Origin of the sequence: Pseudomonas sp. FGI182 (assembly GCF_000511325.1) — a bacterium.
GTDB classification, from domain to species: domain Bacteria; phylum Pseudomonadota; class Gammaproteobacteria; order Pseudomonadales; family Pseudomonadaceae; genus Aquipseudomonas; species Aquipseudomonas putida_Z.
Genome location: NZ_CP007012.1, coordinates 705,650 through 723,700, shown reverse-complemented (window position 1 = coordinate 723,700; position 18,051 = coordinate 705,650). Strand labels below are relative to the sequence as shown.

Annotated in this window: 20 protein-coding genes and 5 tRNA genes; 10 read left to right on the top strand and 15 right to left on the bottom strand. The window is 63.3% G+C overall.

The features are described from left to right. Nucleotides 1–76: 76 nt before the first annotated feature. The 4 genes from C163_RS03240 to yacG are packed head-to-tail and all read left to right on the top strand — an operon-like array spanning nucleotide 77 to nucleotide 2,974. Complete coding sequence (locus C163_RS03240) at nucleotides 77–1,285, top strand: type II secretion system F family protein (RefSeq protein WP_025337612.1); 1,209 nt, start codon at nucleotides 77–79, stop codon at nucleotides 1,283–1,285. Between the two features lie 2 nt (nucleotides 1,286–1,287). Then, nucleotides 1,288–2,154 carry an A24 family peptidase gene (locus C163_RS03235; RefSeq protein WP_025337611.1) on the top strand — a complete coding sequence of 289 codons (867 nt, stop codon included), beginning with the start codon at nucleotides 1,288–1,290 and terminating at the stop codon, nucleotides 2,152–2,154. After that, nucleotides 2,154–2,777, top strand: coding sequence for a dephospho-CoA kinase (coaE, locus tag C163_RS03230; protein WP_025337610.1), 624 nt, complete (start codon nucleotides 2,154–2,156; stop codon nucleotides 2,775–2,777). Before C163_RS03235 ends, coaE begins: the two co-directional genes overlap by 1 nt. Beyond that, the gene (gene yacG / locus C163_RS03225; protein ID WP_003260624.1) at nucleotides 2,774–2,974 is read left to right on the top strand and encodes a DNA gyrase inhibitor YacG; all 201 of its coding nucleotides are present in this window, start codon (nucleotides 2,774–2,776) and stop codon (nucleotides 2,972–2,974) included. The genes coaE and yacG overlap by 4 nt, the downstream gene beginning before the upstream one ends. A 237-nt stretch (nucleotides 2,975–3,211) precedes the next feature. On the opposite strand, the gene C163_RS03220 is transcribed toward yacG, so the two are convergent. Further along, nucleotides 3,212–3,919 carry an energy-coupling factor ABC transporter permease gene (locus tag C163_RS03220; protein ID WP_025337609.1) on the bottom strand — a complete coding sequence of 236 codons (708 nt, stop codon included), beginning with the start codon at nucleotides 3,917–3,919 and terminating at the stop codon, nucleotides 3,212–3,214. A gap of 133 nt (nucleotides 3,920–4,052) precedes the next feature. Here C163_RS03220 and C163_RS03215 point away from each other — a divergent pair, with 133 nt between their 5' ends. The 3 genes from C163_RS03215 to C163_RS03205 all read left to right on the top strand — a co-directional run bounded on the left by C163_RS03215 (nucleotide 4,053) and on the right by C163_RS03205 (nucleotide 6,369). Further along, nucleotides 4,053–4,682: a DUF1780 domain-containing protein gene (locus C163_RS03215; RefSeq protein ID WP_013970766.1), complete on the top strand. Its 630-nt coding sequence runs from the start codon at nucleotides 4,053–4,055 to the stop codon at nucleotides 4,680–4,682. Nucleotides 4,683–4,815: 133 nt separating this feature from the next. Beyond that, nucleotides 4,816–4,989, top strand: coding sequence for a DUF3094 family protein (locus C163_RS03210; RefSeq protein ID WP_013970765.1), 174 nt, complete (start codon nucleotides 4,816–4,818; stop codon nucleotides 4,987–4,989). 84 nt (nucleotides 4,990–5,073) lie between these two features. Continuing rightward, nucleotides 5,074–6,369: an NAD(P)/FAD-dependent oxidoreductase gene (locus C163_RS03205; protein ID WP_025337608.1), complete on the top strand. Its 1,296-nt coding sequence runs from the start codon at nucleotides 5,074–5,076 to the stop codon at nucleotides 6,367–6,369. Between the two features lie 174 nt (nucleotides 6,370–6,543). Here C163_RS03205 and C163_RS03200 read toward each other — a convergent pair. The 8 genes from C163_RS03200 to rluD form a co-directional block, all read right to left on the bottom strand. After that, a tRNA-Lys gene (locus tag C163_RS03200) sits at nucleotides 6,544–6,619 on the bottom strand. 5 nt (nucleotides 6,620–6,624) lie between these two features. Beyond that, nucleotides 6,625–6,701: transfer RNA gene (locus C163_RS03195), tRNA-Pro, on the bottom strand. Nucleotides 6,702–6,748: 47 nt separating this feature from the next. Beyond that, nucleotides 6,749–6,824: transfer RNA gene (locus tag C163_RS03190), tRNA-Lys, on the bottom strand. Between the two features lie 6 nt (nucleotides 6,825–6,830). Further along, nucleotides 6,831–6,907 (bottom strand) — tRNA-Pro (locus tag C163_RS03185). 4 nt (nucleotides 6,908–6,911) lie between these two features. Next, a tRNA-Asn gene (locus tag C163_RS03180) sits at nucleotides 6,912–6,987 on the bottom strand. Between the two features lie 397 nt (nucleotides 6,988–7,384). Next, on the bottom strand, nucleotides 7,385–9,949 hold the full coding sequence (gene clpB / locus C163_RS03175) for an ATP-dependent chaperone ClpB (protein WP_025337607.1): 2,565 nt from the start codon (nucleotides 9,947–9,949) through the stop codon (nucleotides 7,385–7,387). A gap of 250 nt (nucleotides 9,950–10,199) precedes the next feature. Further along, nucleotides 10,200–10,940, bottom strand: coding sequence for a peptidoglycan editing factor PgeF (pgeF, locus tag C163_RS03170; RefSeq protein WP_025337606.1), 741 nt, complete (start codon nucleotides 10,938–10,940; stop codon nucleotides 10,200–10,202). Further along, complete coding sequence (gene rluD, locus C163_RS03165; RefSeq protein WP_025337605.1) at nucleotides 10,937–11,899, bottom strand: 23S rRNA pseudouridine(1911/1915/1917) synthase RluD; 963 nt, start codon at nucleotides 11,897–11,899, stop codon at nucleotides 10,937–10,939. Before rluD ends, pgeF begins: the two co-directional genes overlap by 4 nt. A gap of 147 nt (nucleotides 11,900–12,046) precedes the next feature. Between rluD and C163_RS03160 the strand changes: the two genes are divergently transcribed. Together C163_RS03160 and C163_RS03155 are read left to right on the top strand one after the other, a co-directional pair. Continuing rightward, nucleotides 12,047–13,066, top strand: coding sequence for an outer membrane protein assembly factor BamD (locus C163_RS03160; RefSeq protein ID WP_025337604.1), 1,020 nt, complete (start codon nucleotides 12,047–12,049; stop codon nucleotides 13,064–13,066). A gap of 94 nt (nucleotides 13,067–13,160) precedes the next feature. Beyond that, nucleotides 13,161–13,391 carry a PP0621 family protein gene (locus C163_RS03155; RefSeq protein ID WP_015268854.1) on the top strand — a complete coding sequence of 77 codons (231 nt, stop codon included), beginning with the start codon at nucleotides 13,161–13,163 and terminating at the stop codon, nucleotides 13,389–13,391. 116 nt (nucleotides 13,392–13,507) lie between these two features. On the opposite strand, the gene thiO is transcribed toward C163_RS03155, so the two are convergent. From thiO to C163_RS03130, 5 genes are read right to left on the bottom strand one after another with little or no spacing between them, the layout of a single operon-like run. After that, on the bottom strand, nucleotides 13,508–14,605 hold the full coding sequence (gene thiO, locus C163_RS03150) for a glycine oxidase ThiO (protein ID WP_025337603.1): 1,098 nt from the start codon (nucleotides 14,603–14,605) through the stop codon (nucleotides 13,508–13,510). Between the two features lie 54 nt (nucleotides 14,606–14,659). Next, complete coding sequence (locus C163_RS03145) at nucleotides 14,660–15,049, bottom strand: type IV pilin protein (protein ID WP_025337602.1); 390 nt, start codon at nucleotides 15,047–15,049, stop codon at nucleotides 14,660–14,662. 1 nt (nucleotide 15,050) lies between these two features. Then, nucleotides 15,051–15,515, bottom strand: coding sequence for a hypothetical protein (locus C163_RS03140; RefSeq protein WP_025337601.1), 465 nt, complete (start codon nucleotides 15,513–15,515; stop codon nucleotides 15,051–15,053). Then, nucleotides 15,512–16,156, bottom strand: a complete 645-nt coding sequence (locus C163_RS03135; RefSeq protein ID WP_025337600.1) for a PilW family protein — start codon at nucleotides 16,154–16,156, stop codon at nucleotides 15,512–15,514. The genes C163_RS03140 and C163_RS03135 overlap by 4 nt, the downstream gene beginning before the upstream one ends. Beyond that, on the bottom strand, nucleotides 16,153–16,335 hold the full coding sequence (locus C163_RS03130; RefSeq protein WP_025337599.1) for a prepilin-type N-terminal cleavage/methylation domain-containing protein: 183 nt from the start codon (nucleotides 16,333–16,335) through the stop codon (nucleotides 16,153–16,155). The genes C163_RS03135 and C163_RS03130 overlap by 4 nt, the downstream gene beginning before the upstream one ends. A gap of 109 nt (nucleotides 16,336–16,444) precedes the next feature. Here C163_RS03130 and C163_RS03125 point away from each other — a divergent pair, with 109 nt between their 5' ends. Further along, nucleotides 16,445–16,960, top strand: a complete 516-nt coding sequence (locus tag C163_RS03125) for a GspH/FimT family pseudopilin (protein WP_025337598.1) — start codon at nucleotides 16,445–16,447, stop codon at nucleotides 16,958–16,960. 132 nt (nucleotides 16,961–17,092) lie between these two features. On the opposite strand, the gene ispH is transcribed toward C163_RS03125, so the two are convergent. Then, complete coding sequence (gene ispH / locus C163_RS03120; RefSeq protein WP_025337597.1) at nucleotides 17,093–18,040, bottom strand: 4-hydroxy-3-methylbut-2-enyl diphosphate reductase; 948 nt, start codon at nucleotides 18,038–18,040, stop codon at nucleotides 17,093–17,095. Nucleotides 18,041–18,051 lie beyond the last annotated feature (11 nt).

Here is an 18,051-nt window from a genome sequence, read left to right as displayed (position 1 = left end):
TCACGGACGCGCGCCCTTGCATGGGCGCGGCAAGCTGTTTCCAGGCTTGTCGCACGGGCAGAAAAAGGACCTTTGCATGACTTCATCCACACTCCTCTACACCTGGCACGGCACCGACGCCAACGGCGCGCCGGTCAGCGGGCAAACGTCCGGGCGCAGCCCGGCCTATGTGCGTGCCGGGCTTATCCGCCAGGGCATCAAGGTCGCCAGTTTGCGGCCTGCCGGTGGGCTGACGTTCAGTTTGCCGAAACGGCGGGCAAAGGCCGACCCGGCGGGGTTCAGCCGGCAGTTGGCGACCTTGCTCAAGGCCGGGGTGCCGCTGCTGCAGGCGTTCGAGGTGATGGGGCGCAGTGGCTGTGATGCGGCGCAGGCGGCATTGCTGGATAGATTGAAACAGGATGTGGCCTCGGGCCTGGGGCTGGCGGATGCGTTGCAGCGCCACCCGGGGTGGTTCGATGCGTTGTACTGCAACCTGGTGCGGGTGGGTGAGCAGTCCGGCACGCTCGACCGGCAGCTGGAACAGCTGGCAGGCATGCTGGAGCAGCGTCGGGTGCTGCACAAGAAGGTGCGCAAGGCGATGATCTACCCGTTGCTGCTGTTGCTGACGGGGCTGGGGGTGTCGGCGATCTTGTTGCTGGAGGTGATTCCGAAATTCGAGAGCATGTTCTCGGGCATGGGCGTGGCGTTGCCGGCATTTACCCAATGGGTGATCGACTTGTCCACAGGGCTGAGCCGGTTTGCGCCGCTGTTGCTGGTGATGGGTGTGGTGCTGGGTGTTGCCATGCGCCAGCTCTACCGGCAGCACGCGCCAGCGCGCCTGTGGATATCTCGCCGGGTGCTGGGTTTTCCGGTGTTCGGCACGCTGCTGGGGCAGGCGGCGCTGGCGCGCTTTGCGCGCAGCCTGGCAATGTCCTACTCCGCCGGGGTGCCGTTGCTGGATGCGCTGGGCACGGTGGCCAGGGTCAGTGGTGGCGACCTGCATGAACAGGCGGTGTTGCGGCTGCGCCAGGGCATGGCCAATGGGCAGGGGCTGCACCAGGCGATGGCCGCTGAGCCGCTGTTTCCGCCGCTGCTGGTGCAACTGACGGCTATCGGGGAATCCAGCGGCACGCTGGACCAGATGCTGGAAAAAGCCGCCAGCCATTACGAGGAACAGGTCAGCCAGGCGCTGGAGCAGTTGACCAGCCTGCTGGAGCCGGCCATCGTGCTGGTCCTGGGCCTGCTGGTGGGCGGCCTGGTGGTGGCGATGTACCTGCCGATCTTCCAGTTGGGTAGCTTGATCTGAACATGACTTTATGGACTTTGCTGGCTGAGCAGCCGGCGTACTTTCTCACCCTGGCCACGGTGCTCGGCCTGCTGGTGGGCAGTTTTCTCAATGTGCTGGTTTACCGCCTGCCGATCATGCTGGAGCGGCAATGGCAGCGTGAGGCGCAGGAAATGCTGGAATTGCCGATCACGCCGCACGAGCGTTTCGACCTGTGGTTACCCGCATCGCGCTGCCCGCATTGCGCGCACCGGATTCGCGCGTGGGAGAACATTCCGGTCATCAGCTACCTGGCCTTGCGCGGGCGTTGTTCAGCCTGCAAAACCCGCATCAGCCCGCGCTACCCATTGGTGGAGTTAGCCAGCGCGCTGCTGTCGCTGGTGGTGGCCTGGCGCTTTGGTGCTTCGCCCGAGGCCTTGCTGGCACTGCCGCTGACCTGGTGCCTGCTGGCCCTGAGCCTGATCGATGCCGAGCACCAGTTGCTGCCGGATGCGCTGGTGCTGCCGATGCTGTGGCTGGGGCTGATCGTCAACGCCTTCGGCCTCTACATCCCGCTGACCAGCGCGCTGTGGGGCGCGGTGGCTGGGTACCTCAGCCTTTGGACGGTGTATTGGCTGTTCAAGCTGGTCACTGGCAAGGAAGGCATGGGCTATGGCGACTTCAAGCTGATGGCGCTGATCGGGGCCTGGGGTGGTTGGCAGGTGTTGCCGTTGACCCTGCTGTTGTCGTCGGTGGTCGGGGCGCTGGCTGGGCTGTGCCTGCTGCGTCTGCGCCGACATGCCATGGGTACGGCGATCCCGTTCGGGCCCTATCTGGCGATTGCGGGGTGGATTGCCGTGCTCTGGGGTGATGAAATATACGCTTCATACACACAACTGCTTGGATTCTGATGACCACTGCGGCCTTTACCCCCTGGATTCTCGGCCTGACCGGCGGCATTGGTAGCGGCAAGAGCGCCGCTGCCGAGCGTTTCGTCGAGCTTGGCGTGCACCTGGTCGATGCCGACCAGGCGGCGCGTTGGGTTGTCGAGCCTGGCCGCCCGGCCTTGGCCAGCATCGTCGAGCGCTTCGGCGCCGGCGTGCTGCAGGCGGACGGCCAACTCGATCGTGCAGCCCTGCGCCAGCTGATCTTTGCCAACCCGGCGCAGCGCAAATGGCTGGAGCAATTGCTGCACCCGCTGATCGGGCAGGAGATTTTCAGCTACCTGGCCAAGGCGGAGTCGCCGTATGCGGTGTATGTGTCGCCGCTGCTGATCGAGTCGGGCCAGTACCAGAAGACCCAGCGGGTGCTGGTGATCGATGCGCCGCAGGAGCTGCAGGTGGCGCGTACCCTGGCGCGTGACAACACCAGCGCCGAGCAGGTGCAGGCCATTCTCAAGGCCCAGCTGGCCCGCGAGGAGCGCCTGCGCCATGCCAATGATGTGGTGGTCAATGACGGCGACCTGGCCACGCTGCATCAGCAGATTGACCGCCTGCACCACTTTTACCTGACTTTACGAGGAGGCCAGCCATGAGCCAGCCATTGACCGTCGATTGCCCGACCTGTGGCGCACCTGTGGAATGGAACGAGAAAAGCCCGTTCCGGCCGTTCTGTTCGGACCGTTGCAAGCTGATCGACCTGGGCGCCTGGGCGGCGGAGGAGCACAAGATTCCGGGGGCGGAAGAGTCCGAGGACGAGCTGTACTCGGGGGACCTGGAGCCGCGGCATTGATCCGATAGCCAAGTGGCTGTGCGGGCCTCTTCGCGGGCATGCCCGCTCCCACATGCAACCCCACAAGCTTCAAGACTGGCGCGATACCTGTAGGAGCGGCCTTGTGTCGCGATGGGCCGCAAAGCGGCCCCCGATTTCAGCGTTAACTCAAAGATCGCCGGGGCTGCTTCGCAGCCCTTTCGCGACACAAGGCCGCTCCTACAAGCAAGGATCGCGCTGCTGCGGAGGCCTGGTTACTTATCGATCATCCTCCTTCCACGGCGCCTGCAGATACCGCGTGCGGTTGAAGGTTTCCAGCCACTCCGGGCAAAACACCACCAGCGCGCTGATCACCGTGCCGTTGATGAACGCTTCGGGGAACATCATCAGCCACAGGTAGCCGACAAAATCGCTGAGCCACTCCGGCATGGCGAAGCGCCCGTCCAGCCACAACAGCCCCAACGCAGCCGACAGGCAGGCCAGCACGGTCAATGCCGCCGGGAAGAACCCTGAACAGAAGATATACACAAACAGGTTCCGCGGCTGGGCGCGCTCGACCCCTATCGCGCACGCCTCGGCTATCAGCACCGGCAGGCCAACCAGCAACAAGCCATTCACCCCCAGCGCCGCCAGGTCTTGGCGCCCCAGCACCAGCAAGCCGAGCTGGGCCATGAACCCGCCCAGCACCGCCAGTGGCCAATCCAGCAACAGCGTGACCGCCGTCATGCCAATGAAGTGGTACGACACCCCGGTATCGAAATCGCGTCGCACCAACCACAAGGCAAACAGGCAGAACACCGTGCCAAACAGCAGATGCTGGCGGCGCCGATCAGTGAACAGCTCAACCCAGCGCACCTGGCTGACCGCCCAGATCAGCAACGGCACATATCCCAGCCAGCCAAGCGTAAGGGTGGTGCCGGACAACACCTGCGCGCTGATCACCTGACGAATGCCCCTTGTAGCCATGTGGATAAAGCCGAGTCTACACCCATTCTCGGTTTCATCTGGCAGGGGTAGCGCAACAGTGCGCCGGTACCGGGCTGATTCCTGCGCACAAACAGCATCTTATCGTCATCGATTAGCGGCTAAGCTTGTCTGCATGGATGACTCAGACTACCTGCGCCTGCTTACCATCCAGGCGGAACAAGCCAATGCCTTTCTCTCCAACGCCCGCAAGTGGGAGCGGGAGCGTTGGGTGTGCCAACGCCTGTTGCAGGGGCTGAACATCCCCTACCGCAGCGAGGACTTCACCCCGGCCGGGCAAGAACCGCCAGACGTACTGTTCCGCGACGCGGCGTTCGAGGTGTTTTTCGTGCTCGACGAGGGCCGCCGGCTCAACGATGAATGGCGCGAAGAACTGCAGCGCCGCCGTAGTGCGTTCTCCCTGGCGCAGCTTGTACGCCGCGAGGCGCGCCCGCGGCGCATCAGTGCCACCGAGCTGCTGGGGCGGCTGGCGCCGACGTTGCGCAAGAAGGCGCACAACTACCGGGAACGCGGGCTGGAGCTGAACGAGCTGGACATCATTGCCTTCGCCAGCCTCAAGCGCGAAGTGCTCGACCTCAACACTCACTTCCCGCCGCCCACCGAATACCTGCGCCAGGGCTGGCGCTCGCTGTCGCTGGTCGGGCCGACCTTTGCCCGGGTGCTGTTCGCCCACCCCGACGCGCCCGACTTCCTGCGCGGCAACCTGGGCCGCAGCATTGTCTTCGACGTGGGCATCAGTCTTTGATCCAGTGCAGCGAATGTTTGCGATGGCGTACACTCGGCGCCAGAGATAGAAAGCATTATCATTTGTTTCAAGCGCTTGCGTGAACGCTGTAGCGTTTACGCAGTCACAAACGTCTACCTGACGAGGCCCTACCATGACCAGCCGCCTGAATCCGGAAGATCAGCGTCGTGTCGATGAGTATCTGCGAGCCCCCCAGCACCAAGTCGAGCGCAGGCCCTTCCGGCCGTGGCTGCTCCTTGTGCTGGTGGTGGCCGTGACCATCGGGTTGGGTCTCATCAGCCGCCTGCTCAGTGGACTGGTGCTATGAGCTGCTTCGCGCTCGCCCTCCCCTCGTGCAGTTTGCGGCCGGCCCCCGGGGCCACGAATTCCGTAAACCTTATGAGATATCCCCATGACTCATCGCATCGTGATTGTCGGCGGCGGCGCCGGCGGCCTGGAACTGGCGACCCGCCTGGGTAAAAGCCTGGGCAAGCGCAAGCAGGCCGAGATCACCCTGGTCGACGCCAACCTCACGCACATCTGGAAGCCCCTGCTGCACGAAGTGGCCGCCGGCTCGCTGAACTCCTCGGAAGATGAACTGAACTACGTGGCCCAGGCCAAGTGGAACCACTTCAACTTCCAGCTGGGGCGCATGAGCGGCCTGGACCGTGAAGGCAAACAGATTCAACTGGCCGCCACCCTCGACGAAGAGGGCCGCGAGCTGCTGCCTGCGCGCACCCTGGGCTACGACACCCTGGTCATTGCCGTGGGTTCCAACACCAACGACTTCGGCACCCTGGGCGCGGCGCAGCACTGCCTGTTCCTCGACACCCGCAAGCAGGCCGAGCGTTTCCACCAGCAGTTGCTTAACCACTACCTGCGTGCCCATGCCGGTGATGTGGCGAGCGAGAAGATCAGCGTGGCCATCGTCGGCGCCGGTGCCACCGGTGTGGAACTGGCCGCCGAGCTGCATCACGCGGCACACGAACTGGCGGCCTATGGCCTGGACCGCATCCAGCCCAAGGACATGCACATCACCATTATCGAGGCGGGCCCGCGCGTGTTGCCGGCACTGCCAGAACGCATCAGCGTGCCGGTGCACAAGACCCTGGAAAAGCTCGGGGTGAAGGTGATGACCAACGCTGCCGTCAGTGAAGTGACCGAGGATGGCCTGAAAACCAAGGACGGTGAAGTGATCCAGGCCAGCCTGAAGGTGTGGGCGGCCGGTATCCGTGCGCCGGGTTTCCTCAAGGACATCGATGGCCTGGAAACCAACCGCATCAACCAGTTGGTGGTGCGCCCTACCCTGCAGACCACGCGCGACGACAATATCTTTGCCTTCGGTGACTGCGCCGCCTGCCCGCAACCGGGTAGCGACCGCAACGTGCCGCCACGTGCCCAGGCGGCGCACCAGCAGGCTTCGATGCTGGCGCAGAGTTTGAAGGCGCGGCTGGAGAACAAGGCGCTGCCGACCTATGAGTACAAAGACTACGGTTCGCTGGTGTCGCTGTCGCGCTTCTCGGCGGTGGGCAACCTGATGGGTAACCTGATGGGCAGCGTGAAGCTGGAGGGCTGGCTGGCGCGGATGTTCTACGTGTCGCTGTACCGGATGCACCAGATGGCGTTGTACGGGTTCTTCCGTACGGCGTTGATGATGCTGGGTAGCAAGATTGGCCGGGGTACCGAGCCTAGGTTGAAGTTGCACTGACACTGAAGATTGCTGGGGGCGCTTTGCGCCCCTTTCGCGACACAAGGCCGCTCCTACAAAAGACCGCGCAATATCTGCTTGCTGTAGGAGCGGCCTTGTGTCGCGATGGCCTGCAACGCAGGCCCAAAATTCTGGCAAAAAAAAGGGCATCTCATGCGAGATGCCCTTTTTTCATGGTGGGTCGTGTAGGATTCGAACCTACGACCAATTGGTTAAAAGCCAACTGCTCTACCAACTGAGCTAACGACCCGGAAATGGTCGGGGTGAGGGGATTCGAACTCCTGACATCCTGCTCCCAAAGCAGGCGCGCTACCGGACTGCGCTACACCCCGTGATACTTAAAGAAAAAGGGCATCTCGCTTGAGATGCCCTTTTTACATGGTGGGTCGTGTAGGATTCGAACCTACGACCAATTGGTTAAAAGCCAACTGCTCTACCAACTGAGCTAACGACCCGGAAAATGGTCGGGGTGAGGGGATTCGAACTCCTGACATCCTGCTCCCAAAGCAGGCGCGCTACCGGACTGCGCTACACCCCGAGATTGGCTCCGCGACCTGGACTCGAACCAGGGACCCAATGATTAACAGTCATTTGCTCTACCGACTGAGCTATCGCGGAACTGAACTTCGGTACATCTTTACAGCTTCGAAGCTTGTGTTAGCTTCGGTCTCTTTGGCTACCCGCTTTCGCGTTGTCGCTGCTGAGGCCGGCTATTCTACATTCTTCGTTTTGCTTGTCAACCACTTTTTTTCATTCAACTTACTGATTTGTAAGTTGTTTTGCGGTCACCGATGTTGCTGGTGATTCGCTTAGTGCCTGACAACGCGGCGTATATTAGGGGCACTCGTTTTTAGATGCAAGCAAAAATTTCAAAAATTTCAGCTAGTTATCCGGGAAGCCGGAAAGGCCCGGATTTGCTGGGGCTGTGAGGGCCTCTTCGCGGGCCTGCCCGCTCCCACAGGTACAGCACAGGCAAAAAAAAGCCCCGCAGATGCGGGGCTCATGGTGAAACAGATCAGCCGAAGACGATTTCGTCGCCTTCCACCTTGGCGGTAATCGCCGTCCCCGGCATGAACTTGCCTGCCAGGATCAACTGCGCCAACGGGTTTTCGATCCAGCGCTGGATGGCCCGCTTCAGCGGCCGTGCGCCATACACCGGGTCGTAACCCACAGCAATCAGCTTGTCCAACGCCTCCGGGCTCAAGCTCAGCGACAGTTCGCGCTCCAGCAGGCGGCTGCGCAGGCGGCCCAGCTGGATTTCGGTAATGCCGGCAATCTGCTCGCGGCCCAGTGGCTCGAACACCACCACTTCGTCGATACGGTTGATGAACTCCGGACGGAAGTGCGAACCCACCGCATCCATCACCGCCGCACGCTGTGCCTCGCGGTCACCCACCAGTTCCTGGATCTGCGCCGAGCCCAGGTTGGAGGTCATCACGATGACGGTGTTGCGGAAGTCCACGGTGCGCCCGTGGCTGTCGGTCAGGCGGCCGTCTTCCAGCACCTGCAGCAGCACGTTGAACACATCCGGGTGGGCCTTCTCCACCTCGTCCAGCAGCACCACCGAGTATGGCTTGCGCCGTACCGCCTCGGTCAGGTAACCGCCCTCTTCATACCCTACATAGCCTGGTGGGGCACCGATCAGGCGAGCCACGGAATGCTTCTCCATGAACTCGGACATGTCGATGCGCACCATCGCCTCTTCGGTGTCGAACAGGAACTCGGCCAGCGCCTTGCACAGCTCGGTCTTGCCCACCCCGGTCGGGCCAAGGAACAGGAACGAGCCACTCGGCCGGTTCGGGTCGGACAGCCCGGCACGCGAACGGCGCACGGCGTTGGCCACCGCGGTTACCGCTTCGCCCTGGCCGATCACGCGCTGGTGCAGCAGCTCTTCCATCTTCAGCAGCTTTTCACGCTCGCCTTCGAGCATCTTGGCCACCGGGATACCGGTCCACTTCGACACCACTTCGGCAATTTCTTCCTCGGTGACCTTGTTGCGCAGCAACTGGTTTTCGGTCTTGCCGTGCTGGTCGACCATCTGCAGGCTGCGCTCCAGGTCCGGGATCACCCCGTACTGCAGCTCGGCCATGCGGCTCAGGTCGCCTTTGCGACGGGCGGTCTCCAGCTCCTGGCGGGCCTGCTCGATCTTTTGCTGGATCTGCGCCGAGCCCTGCACCTCGGCCTTCTCGGAGGCCCAGATTTCTTCCAGGTCGGCGTACTCACGCTCCAGCCGGTCGATCTCCTCGGTCAGCTTCTCCAGGCGTTTTTTCGCCGCTTCGTCTTCTTCCTTCTTCAGCGCCTGCGATTCCACCTTCAGCTGGATCAGGCGACGGTCGAGGCGGTCGAGCACTTCCGGCTTGGAGTCGATCTCCATGCGGATGCGGCTGGCCGCTTCGTCGATCAGGTCGATGGCCTTGTCCGGCAGCTGGCGGTCGGTGATGTAGCGGTGGCTGAGCTTGGCCGCAGCAATGATGGCGCCGTCGGTGATGGCCACCTTGTGGTGCACTTCATAGCGCTCCTTCAGGCCACGCAGGATGGCGATGGTGTCTTCCTCGCTCGGCTCCTCGACCAGCACCTTCTGGAAGCGGCGCTCCAGGGCCGCGTCCTTCTCGATGAACTGGCGGTACTCGTTCAGCGTGGTGGCGCCAACGCAGTGCAGCTCGCCACGGGCCAGGGCCGGCTTGAGCATGTTGCCGGCATCCATGGCGCCCTCGCCTTTGCCGGCGCCGACCATGGTATGCAGCTCGTCGATGAACAGGATGATCTGGCCTTCCTGCTTGGACAGCTCGTTCAGCAGGCCTTTGAGGCGCTCTTCGAACTCGCCGCGGTACTTGGCACCGGCAATCAGCGCGCCCATGTCCAGCGCCAGCAGGCGCTTGCCCTTGAGGCCGTCGGGCACTTCACCATTGATGATGCGCTGGGCCAGGCCTTCGGCGATGGCGGTCTTGCCTACGCCAGGCTCACCGATCAGCACCGGGTTGTTCTTGGTACGGCGTTGCAGCACCTGCACGGTACGGCGAATTTCGTCGTCACGACCGATCACCGGGTCCAGCTTGCCTTCTTCGGCACGCTTGGTCAGGTCGACAGTGTACTTGTCCAGCGCCTGGCGCGATTCCTCGGCGTTGGCGTCGTTTACGGCCGCGCCGCCGCGCAGGTTGTTGATGGCATTTTCCAGGGCCTTCTTGGTCACGCCCTGGCTCAACAACAGCTTGCCGAGCTTGCTGTTTTCGTCCATGGCGGCCAGCAGCACCAGCTCGCTGGAAATGAACTGGTCACCCTTCTGCTGGGCCAGGCGGTCGGCCTGGTTGAGCAGGCGCGCCAGGTCCTGCGACATGTTCACGTCGCCGGTGGGGTTCTGGATTTTCGGCAGCTGGTCGAGTTCTTTCACCAGCGCCTGGCGCAGGCTGTTGATGTCGAAGCCTACCTGCATCAGCAGCGGCTTGATCGAACCGCCCTGCTGCTCGAGCAGTGCCTGCAACAGGTGCACGGGCTCGATGGCAGGGTGGTCCATGCCAACGGCCAGGGATTGGGCATCGGATATTGCAAGCTGCAGCTTGCTGGTCAAACGGTCTATTCGCATGGGGTACCTTCCTTTAAAGGGCAGGTCGGAGCGATGGACAGCGCCTGTTTATGAAGAAACCTGCCTGAGATGACCTTATAGATAAGGCTGATTCTGGAAGATTCAAGCGTAGCGGGGTTGACCGGGGTCAACCTGTTGGATTAGTGCTGGGCCATTCGCGGGCATGCCCGCTCCCACAAGGAGTCCGCAACCTTTTAAACCTGTGGTGTACCTGTGGGAGCGGGCGTGCCCGCGAAGAGGCCAGTGCAGGCTAGCGCGGCTCCAGCCACACCAGGGAAGCAAAGCGCCCACCCTGAGGGGTACGGCGATAGGAGAAGAACCGCTCATCGCTGACCGTGCACAAGCCACCGCCGTAAACAGCAGTCACCCCACGCGCCGCCAAACGAATACGCGCCAGCTCATAGATGTCGGCCATCAACTTGCCCGGCCGGGCACCATCGACAAAGGCCCTGGCCGCTTCCGGGTGCACAGCCGTAAAGGCATCCCGCACCTCCAGCCCCACTTCGAACGCCTGCGGGCCAATCGCCGGCCCCAACCACACCAGCACCTCTTCGGGCGGCAGTGCCAGGCGATCCAAGGTGGCCTCCAGCACACCACCGGCAAGCCCGCGCCAGCCAGCATGCGCCGCGGCCACGCGGGTACCGGCCCGGTCGCAGAACAGCGCAGGCAGGCAATCGGCAGTCATCACGGTACAGGCAATGCCAGGTTGGTCGGTCCAGCTGGCGTCGGCCTCGGCCACCACGGCCGGGTCGGCATCCGCCACCACCAGCCCATGCACCTGCTTGAGCCAGGCCGGCTGGATGGCGAATTCGTCGCTCAGGCGACGACGGTTCTCGGCCACCGCGGCAGGGTCGTCCCCTACATGGTCGCCAAGGTTGAAGGTTTCATAGGGCGGCAGGCTGATGCCGCCCAGGCGGGTGGTGACACAGGCGCGCACCGAGGCCGGGGCTGGCCAGTCGGGGAACAGCAGCGACTGCGTCAGGCCACTCATCCGACAAAGCTCTCGCGGTCCTGGTTCAGCAGCGACAGCAACCAGACGAAGTCATCCGGCAGCGGCGATTCCCATTTCATGACTTCACCGGTGATCGGGTGGGCCAATGCCAGGAAGCGCGCATGCAGTGCCTGGCGCGGGAAGGTTTTCACCGCCTCGACCATGGTCGGGCTGGCTGCTGGCGGAATGCGGAAGCGCCCGCCGTAGGTCTGGTCGCCGACCAACGGGAAGCCAACGTGAGCCATGTGCACGCGAATCTGGTGGGTACGGCCGGTTTCCAGCTTGACCCGCACGTGGGTGTGCGAGCGGAAGCGCTTGAGCACACGGTAGTGGCTGACCGCCGGCTTGCCGCCGTCGGTGACCGCCATGCGCTGGCGCATGCCGCCGTGGCGGCCGATCGGGGCATCGATCTTGCCGCCGGCAGTGACCACGCCAATCACGATGCACTCGTAGATGCGGCTGACTTTGCGCGCCTGCATCTGCTCGACCAGCCGGGTCTGCGCCTGCAAGGTCTTGGCCACCACCATCAGGCCGGTGGTGTCCTTGTCCAGGCGGTGGACGATACCGGCGCGCGGTACGTTGACGATGTCAGGCACGTGGTGCAGCAGTGCATTGAGCAAAGTCCCGCTGGCATGCCCGGCGGCCGGGTGCACAACCAGCCCGGCAGGCTTGTTGATCACCATGATATGGTCGTCTTCGTAGACGATATCCAGCTCGATATCTTCGGCGACCCACTCGCCCTGGGCCTCTTGCTCGGCCTCCAGGACAAGTTGCGAGCCACCATAGACGAGGTCTCGAGGGCGCACCACGGCACCATCGACCGTCAGGCGGCCTTCTTTGATCCACGAAGTCAGCCGGGAACGCGAGTACTCGGCGAACAATTGGGCGGCGACCTGGTCGAGGCGTTGACCGCCCAGTTCGGACGGGACCTCTGCGCTAAGTTGAATGATCTCGGACATGCTCGATTCGGCGGGCGCACAGCCTTTGGTTTCGGCTGCGAGCTTGTGGTTAAATACGACTTCTTTTGTCCCGGGGTTGGCCGGGGCGCTCATCATAACAGGACGGCACCGCCCAAGACAGCGGCCGTCAAAGGGACGCAAGCCGCCATGCAAGTGAAACACCTGCTGCTGATCGCCATCCTCGGGCTCACCGCGGCCTGTTCCTCCAATAAAGAAGTGATTGACGAGAACCTCAGCGAGGCCGAGCTGTATCAGCAGGCGCAAGCTGACCTGGACAACTCCAGCTACACCAGCGCCGTGAACAAGCTCAAGGCCCTGGAGTCGCGCTACCCGTTCGGCCGCTATGCCGACCAGGCGCAGCTCGAGCTGATCTACGCCAACTACAAGAACTCCGAGCCCGAGGCTGCCAAGTCGGCTGCCGAGCGCTTCATCCGCCTGCACCCGCAGCACCCGAACGTCGACTACGCCTACTACCTCAAGGGCTTGACCTCGTTCGACCAGGACCGTGGCCTGGTGGCGCGCTTCCTGCCGCTGGACATGACCAAGCGTGACCCGGGCGCTGCCCGCGACTCGTACAACGAGTTCGCCCAGCTGACCAGCCGCTTCCCCAACAGCCGCTACGCGCCCGACGCCAAGCAGCGCATGATCTACCTGCGCAACCTGCTGGCCTCGTACGAAATCCACGTGGCCGACTACTACCTGAGCCGCCAGGCCTATGTAGCCGCCGCCAACCGTGGCCGCTACGTGGTGGAGAACTTCCAGGAAACCCCATCGGTCGGCGACGGCCTGGCGGTGATGGTCGAGGCGTACCAGAAGATGCACCTGGACGAACTGGCCGCCACCAGCCTGGAAACCCTCAAGCTCAACTACCCGGACCACCCGAGCCTGGCAGATGGCGAGTTCCAGCCAAAGCAGACCGAGTCTGACGGCCGCGGCTGGCTGTCCAAGGCGACCCTGGGCCTGATCGAAACCGAAACCCCGCTGCCGCCGGGTGAAACCCGCGCCAACCAGGACGTGGTCAAGCAGTTCCAGGACGCACGTGACGAGATGCCACGTGAGTTGCTGCCAACTGACGAGAACGGTGACCCGATCGTGCCGGAAGGGCCGAAGGAAGCCGAGAAAGACCGCTCCTGGTTCAGCTACATGACCTTTGGTCTGTTCGACTGATACGCAGCGGTACATGAAAGGGAGGCCTTGGGCCTCCCTTTTTTATTGGCCGCGTCCTAGACTGTCGGCTTCTTCAACCGACAAGCTGGACACCATGGTTCGCCTACTTTTCTGGATCGCCCTGATCGCCGCCGCGTTCTGGCTGTGGCGCAAGTTCAAAGCCAGCCAACAGTCGCACCCCGAGGCCAAGCTGGATGCGCCGCTGAAGATGGTGCGCTGCGCCCATTGCGGCGTGCACCTGCCCAATGACCGGGCGCTGCAGCAGGGCAATGAGTGGTATTGCAGCCAGGCGCACCTGCAGCAAGGGCCGGGGCAATCCCGCTAGAAACTGGGGCTGCTTTGCAGCCCTTTCGCGACACAAGGCCGCTCCTACAGGGAGTACGAGGCCCCTGTAGGAGCGGCCTTGTGTCGCGAAAGGGCCGCAACGCGGCCCCGGCAATATCAGTTCAACCGCCCGGCTGGCGCATACGGCGCCGGGTCAATGATCGGCTCTGCCCCGGTCAACAGGTCGGTAAACAGCTGGCACGAAGCCGGCGCCAGCACCAGCCCGTTGCGGTAATGCCCGCAGTTCAACCACAGCCCCGCATGCCCCGGCACCGGCCCGATGTACGGAATACCTTCCGGCGACCCCGGCCGCAGCCCGGCCCAATGCGCCACCACCGTGGCCCCCTCTAGCTCAGGCAGCAACTCCACCGCCGAGGCCTTCAGGCTCTCCAACGCCTCCTCGGTCGGTGTCTTGTCGTACCCGGCATGCTCCAGCGTGCTACCCACCAGAATATGCCCGTCGCGCCGAGGGATCGCATAGCGCCCCTTGGCCAACACCATGCTCGGCAGGAAGTCTTCGGCACATTTGAACAAAATCATCTGGCCCTTCACCGGCTCCACCGGCAATTCCAGGCCGAGCGTACGCAGCAGGTCGCCACTCCAGGCGCCGGCACTGAGCACCACCTCATCCGCCGCCAGCACGCCTTCTGCCGTCTTTACACCGGTCACGCGACCGCCTTGCTCGGCGAAGCCGGTAATCTGGCAGTGCTCACGCAAGGTCACGTTGGGCAACGCCAGCAACGCCGCCTTGAGCGACTTCACCAGACGAGGGTTGCGCACGTTGGCCACGCCGGCCATGTAGATGGCACGCTTGAAGCCCGGGCCCAGCACCGGCACCGCGTCATAGGCCGCCGAGATATCCACGGCACTCAGCGGCCGCTGCTCACGCTCGGCCCAGGCCAGCGCTTCGGCCTCGTCGTCCAGGTCGAGCCAGTACAGGCCGGTAGTGTGCACTTCGGGGTCGACGCCGGTGCTGGCGAACAAACGCTCGCCCAGCTGTGGATAAAAGTCTTGCGACCAGTGTGCCAAGGCGGTCACGGCCGGGCTGTAGCGCCACGGGTACAGCGGCGAGACGATGCCACCGCCGGCCCAGGACGACTCACGGCCGACCTCACCCTGGTCACATACCACCACCTGCCCGACCTTCGCCGCCAGGTTGAATGCCGTCAGCAGGCCGATCACCCCGCCACCGACCACCACTACTTGCTTGCTCATCTGTCGATCCAACACCTGAAGTAAATCCGCGATGCACCGGGCATCATTCAACCTTCAGCTTCCCCAGCAGTGCACGCTGTCTTCGACGGCACCCGGATTGCGCTGCACGCCGGCCTGGTCGAGCTGGAAATCGCCACAGCGGTCCTGCGCCATCAGCCCGCTCGGCAGCCGCCGGGCGCGCAGCGTGAAGGTGTCGCTGTCGCGCTGGGCCTGCAGGCTGTAATAGCGGGTACCGTCGGGCAAGGCCGGGTCGCCCTCGGCGTATTGGCCAGTGCGTACGCGGTGGCGCTCCAGGCGCAGGGCGGCATCATGCAGCACGCCAACCACTTCGCTGCGCGCGGCTCGCCGTAGCTGGTCGCTGTAACTGGGGTAGGCAATGGCTGCCAGAATGCCGGTCACGGCCAGCACAATCAACAACTCGATCAGGCTCAAGCCTTGCTGCATGTCAGTCTCCTCGCAATCTTTGCCGCCAGGTGATGCGCCGGGTTATGTCGCCAGCCACGGCGTAGACCGCTTCCAGCACATGCCGTGACTGGGTTTGCAGGCTGACGGCGGTGACGCGGTACAGGGTGACCTGCTGCCCTTCCGGCATATGCGCCGCGTGTTCGCTGGTACCCAGATTCTGCAAATGGAAATAGCCGGTTGGCGTGCGCTGCCACTGCCCGCTCAGGTCATGCGGTCGAGCGGGTGGCGGGCACGCCTCGCAAGGGTCGGGGGGATCCCGCTCGAGCTCGCCTGCCCCTGCCAGCAGCGTGGCCTCGGCCTGCTCCAGCGCCAGCAGGCCTTCGCTCAGATAGCCGGTCATTCGCGTTTGCGCCAGCGCATCACGCAGGGCCGACGCCGCAAGCAGCCCCAGCAGCATGCTCAAGACCAGGGCCAATAACAGGACTATGCCACGCTGACGACTCATGAAGCCGGCACCGGGTTGCGGACTGCGACGCTCAGTTCATGGTGCTGTTCAAGTTCGAGCGTGGGTTCGTAAAGCGTCAGGGCAATGTCCACCCGCTCCCCCTGTGCCATTTGCACACGTTGCAAACGCATTGACCGCACATTTTCAACCAGCGGCTGGAATGTGCTGTTTTTGCGTTTGAATCTCAGCGTATTGCCCTCGAGTTGGTAGACATATTTGCTGATGGGGTGAACCTGTGGGTAGCCCTCCTTCAACTCATCGTCCACAGACACTTTGCTAGTACAGTCCGTGTGCAGGAACCACTGCGGGGCCCCGGCTTGCCCAGGTAACTCCGCCACGACCAGGCTAAGGGTGGATGCTTCGACTTCCATCGGCCGGGCGAATGCGTGCTCTGCGCTCGTACTGCCGAAGTGCTTTGGCTGCAGTCGCAAGCAGCCGAACATCCCGGTCATGCGGATATCCTGGGCCATTCGCAGCAATGCCAGGCGAGCCTCATCCTGCATGCGTACTGCCGTGCTTTGCAGCCGCCAGGTATGGTGTGCCGAGGCGAATAGCTGGCTGGCCGCCGCCAACAGCAGCAACCCGATGGTCAGCGCCAGCATCAGCTCAAGCAAGCCGAAACCACGCTGGGCGTGGCTCATGGCCGCCCCCTTTCATGCTCACTGTGCGCCGCCATTGCCGCCTGCCCATCGCGGCGCGCGTCCTCCGCTGCCTGCAATGCCTGCAGTTGCAGGCCTGCCGCTGCGAACATACCCACGGCCACCACACCCACCGCCAACAACACTTCCAGAAGCGTCATGCCCTGTTGTCTTGCGTGCATCCCTGCACCTCCTGCGACTTTTCCTGCAAATGCATTGAACCCGGGCGACTGGACCGCCGGTCCAACGACCGTGAAGCTACAGCCAAGCACTTCCAGGGAGGAATGCACGGTGAAGCAACGAGGTGTAACACTGATACAAATGTTGTCGGCCCTGGCGGTGGCCGTATTGCTGACACAGCTCGGCATGCCGGCCTACGCCAGATTGAGCGACGACCTACACAGGGCGGCAGCTGCGCGAGACCTGGCGCAGGCGCTGCGCAGTGCGCGCAGCCATGCCATGTTGCAAAGCCAGCCGGTGCTGGTGCAGGCGTTGGACGGTAATTGGGGGAATGGTTGGCGGGTGATGCTGGAGCATAACCATCAGGTGCTGCGTGAGCAGCGTCTTTCACGGCCACTGAAGATCACGAGCAATCGCGGTGAGCAGCTGAAATTCAGTGCGCAAGGGGTTCCGCTTGGGGCAACCAGTAATTGGTTAGGTTCAACGATGGAGATTTGCGAGCGCTTGACCGCAACTAGCCAGTATCAAGTAGTGATGGCATCGACTGGCAGGGTCAGGGTAGATATGGGAGAGCCAAAAAAATCCCGATGCAAAGACACCACTAGCAGATCAGCGCGGTCAATGTAGGAGCGGCCTTGTGTCGCGAACGGGCCGCAAAGCGGCCCCGGCAATATCAGCGCTAACGCTGAAATCCTGGGGCTGCTTTGCAGCCCGTTCGCGACACAAGGCCGCTCCTACAGGGGATCGCGCAAACTGCGGTCAGATCAGCGACCGAACCCGCAGCTCCTTGGGCATGGAGAAGGTGATGTTCTCTTCCCGCCCATCCAGCTCTTCAGCACCGCTGGCGCCCCAGGCCTTGAGCTGCTCGATCACACCACGCACCAGTACTTCGGGGGCCGAAGCACCGGCGGTGATGCCGACTCGCGCCGTCTGCTCGAACCAGCCACGCTGCAGGTCCTCGGCACCGTCGATCAGGTAGGCCGGGGTGCCCATGCGCTCGGCCAGCTCGCGCAGGCGGTTGGAGTTGGAGCTGTTCGGGCTGCCGACCACCAGTACCACGTCGCACTCGTCCGCCAGTTGCTTGACCGCGTCCTGGCGGTTCTGGGTGGCGTAGCAGATGTCGTCCTTGCGCGGGCCGCCAATGTTCGGGAAGCGCGCACGCAGGGCGTCGATGACGCGGCTGGTGTCGTCCATCGACAGCGTGGTCTGGGTGACGAACGCCAGGTGGTCCGGGTCCTTCACCTGCAGGTTGGCAACATCCTCCTCGTCTTCGACGAGGTAGATGGCGCCACCGTTGCTGGCGTCGTACTGGCCCATGGTGCCTTCGACTTCCGGGTGCCCTTCGTGGCCGATGAGGATGCACTCACGGCCGTCGCGGCTGTACTTGGCCACTTCGATGTGCACCTTGGTCACCAGCGGGCAGGTGGCATCGAACACTTTCAGGCCACGGCCAGCGGCTTCCTGGCGCACGGCCTGGGAAACCCCGTGGGCACTGAAGATGACGATGACATCGTCCGGTACCTGGTCCAGCTCTTCGACGAAGATGGCGCCGCGGTTGCGCAGGTCTTCCACCACGAACTTGTTGTGCACCACTTCGTGACGCACATAGATCGGCGGGCCGAAGACTTCCAGCGCGCGGTTGACGATCTCGATCGCCCGGTCGACCCCCGCGCAGAAGCCGCGAGGGTTGGCGAGTTTGATTTGCATGCTCGGCTCCA

What these genes read in the sequence shown, in the direction of transcription:
- C163_RS03240 (WP_025337612.1), top strand. Translation starts at nt 77, where the DNA reads ATGACTTCATCCACACTCCTCTACACCTGGCACGGCACCGACGCCAAC.
- C163_RS03235 (WP_025337611.1), top strand. Translation starts at nt 1,288, where the DNA reads ATGACTTTATGGACTTTGCTGGCTGAGCAGCCGGCGTACTTTCTCACC.
- coaE (WP_025337610.1), top strand. Translation starts at nt 2,154, where the DNA reads ATGACCACTGCGGCCTTTACCCCCTGGATTCTCGGCCTGACCGGCGGC.
- yacG (WP_003260624.1), top strand. Translation starts at nt 2,774, where the DNA reads ATGAGCCAGCCATTGACCGTCGATTGCCCGACCTGTGGCGCACCTGTG.
- C163_RS03220 (WP_025337609.1), bottom strand. Translation starts at nt 3,919, where the DNA reads ATGGCTACAAGGGGCATTCGTCAGGTGATCAGCGCGCAGGTGTTGTCC.
- C163_RS03215 (WP_013970766.1), top strand. Translation starts at nt 4,053, where the DNA reads ATGGATGACTCAGACTACCTGCGCCTGCTTACCATCCAGGCGGAACAA.
- C163_RS03210 (WP_013970765.1), top strand. Translation starts at nt 4,816, where the DNA reads ATGACCAGCCGCCTGAATCCGGAAGATCAGCGTCGTGTCGATGAGTAT.
- C163_RS03205 (WP_025337608.1), top strand. Translation starts at nt 5,074, where the DNA reads ATGACTCATCGCATCGTGATTGTCGGCGGCGGCGCCGGCGGCCTGGAA.
- clpB (WP_025337607.1), bottom strand. Translation starts at nt 9,949, where the DNA reads ATGCGAATAGACCGTTTGACCAGCAAGCTGCAGCTTGCAATATCCGAT.
- pgeF (WP_025337606.1), bottom strand. Translation starts at nt 10,940, where the DNA reads ATGAGTGGCCTGACGCAGTCGCTGCTGTTCCCCGACTGGCCAGCCCCG.
- rluD (WP_025337605.1), bottom strand. Translation starts at nt 11,899, where the DNA reads ATGTCCGAGATCATTCAACTTAGCGCAGAGGTCCCGTCCGAACTGGGC.
- C163_RS03160 (WP_025337604.1), top strand. Translation starts at nt 12,047, where the DNA reads ATGCAAGTGAAACACCTGCTGCTGATCGCCATCCTCGGGCTCACCGCG.
- C163_RS03155 (WP_015268854.1), top strand. Translation starts at nt 13,161, where the DNA reads ATGGTTCGCCTACTTTTCTGGATCGCCCTGATCGCCGCCGCGTTCTGG.
- thiO (WP_025337603.1), bottom strand. Translation starts at nt 14,605, where the DNA reads ATGAGCAAGCAAGTAGTGGTGGTCGGTGGCGGGGTGATCGGCCTGCTG.
- C163_RS03145 (WP_025337602.1), bottom strand. Translation starts at nt 15,049, where the DNA reads ATGCAGCAAGGCTTGAGCCTGATCGAGTTGTTGATTGTGCTGGCCGTG.
- C163_RS03140 (WP_025337601.1), bottom strand. Translation starts at nt 15,515, where the DNA reads ATGAGTCGTCAGCGTGGCATAGTCCTGTTATTGGCCCTGGTCTTGAGC.
- C163_RS03135 (WP_025337600.1), bottom strand. Translation starts at nt 16,156, where the DNA reads ATGAGCCACGCCCAGCGTGGTTTCGGCTTGCTTGAGCTGATGCTGGCG.
- C163_RS03130 (WP_025337599.1), bottom strand. Translation starts at nt 16,335, where the DNA reads ATGCACGCAAGACAACAGGGCATGACGCTTCTGGAAGTGTTGTTGGCG.
- ispH (WP_025337597.1), bottom strand. Translation starts at nt 18,040, where the DNA reads ATGCAAATCAAACTCGCCAACCCTCGCGGCTTCTGCGCGGGGGTCGAC.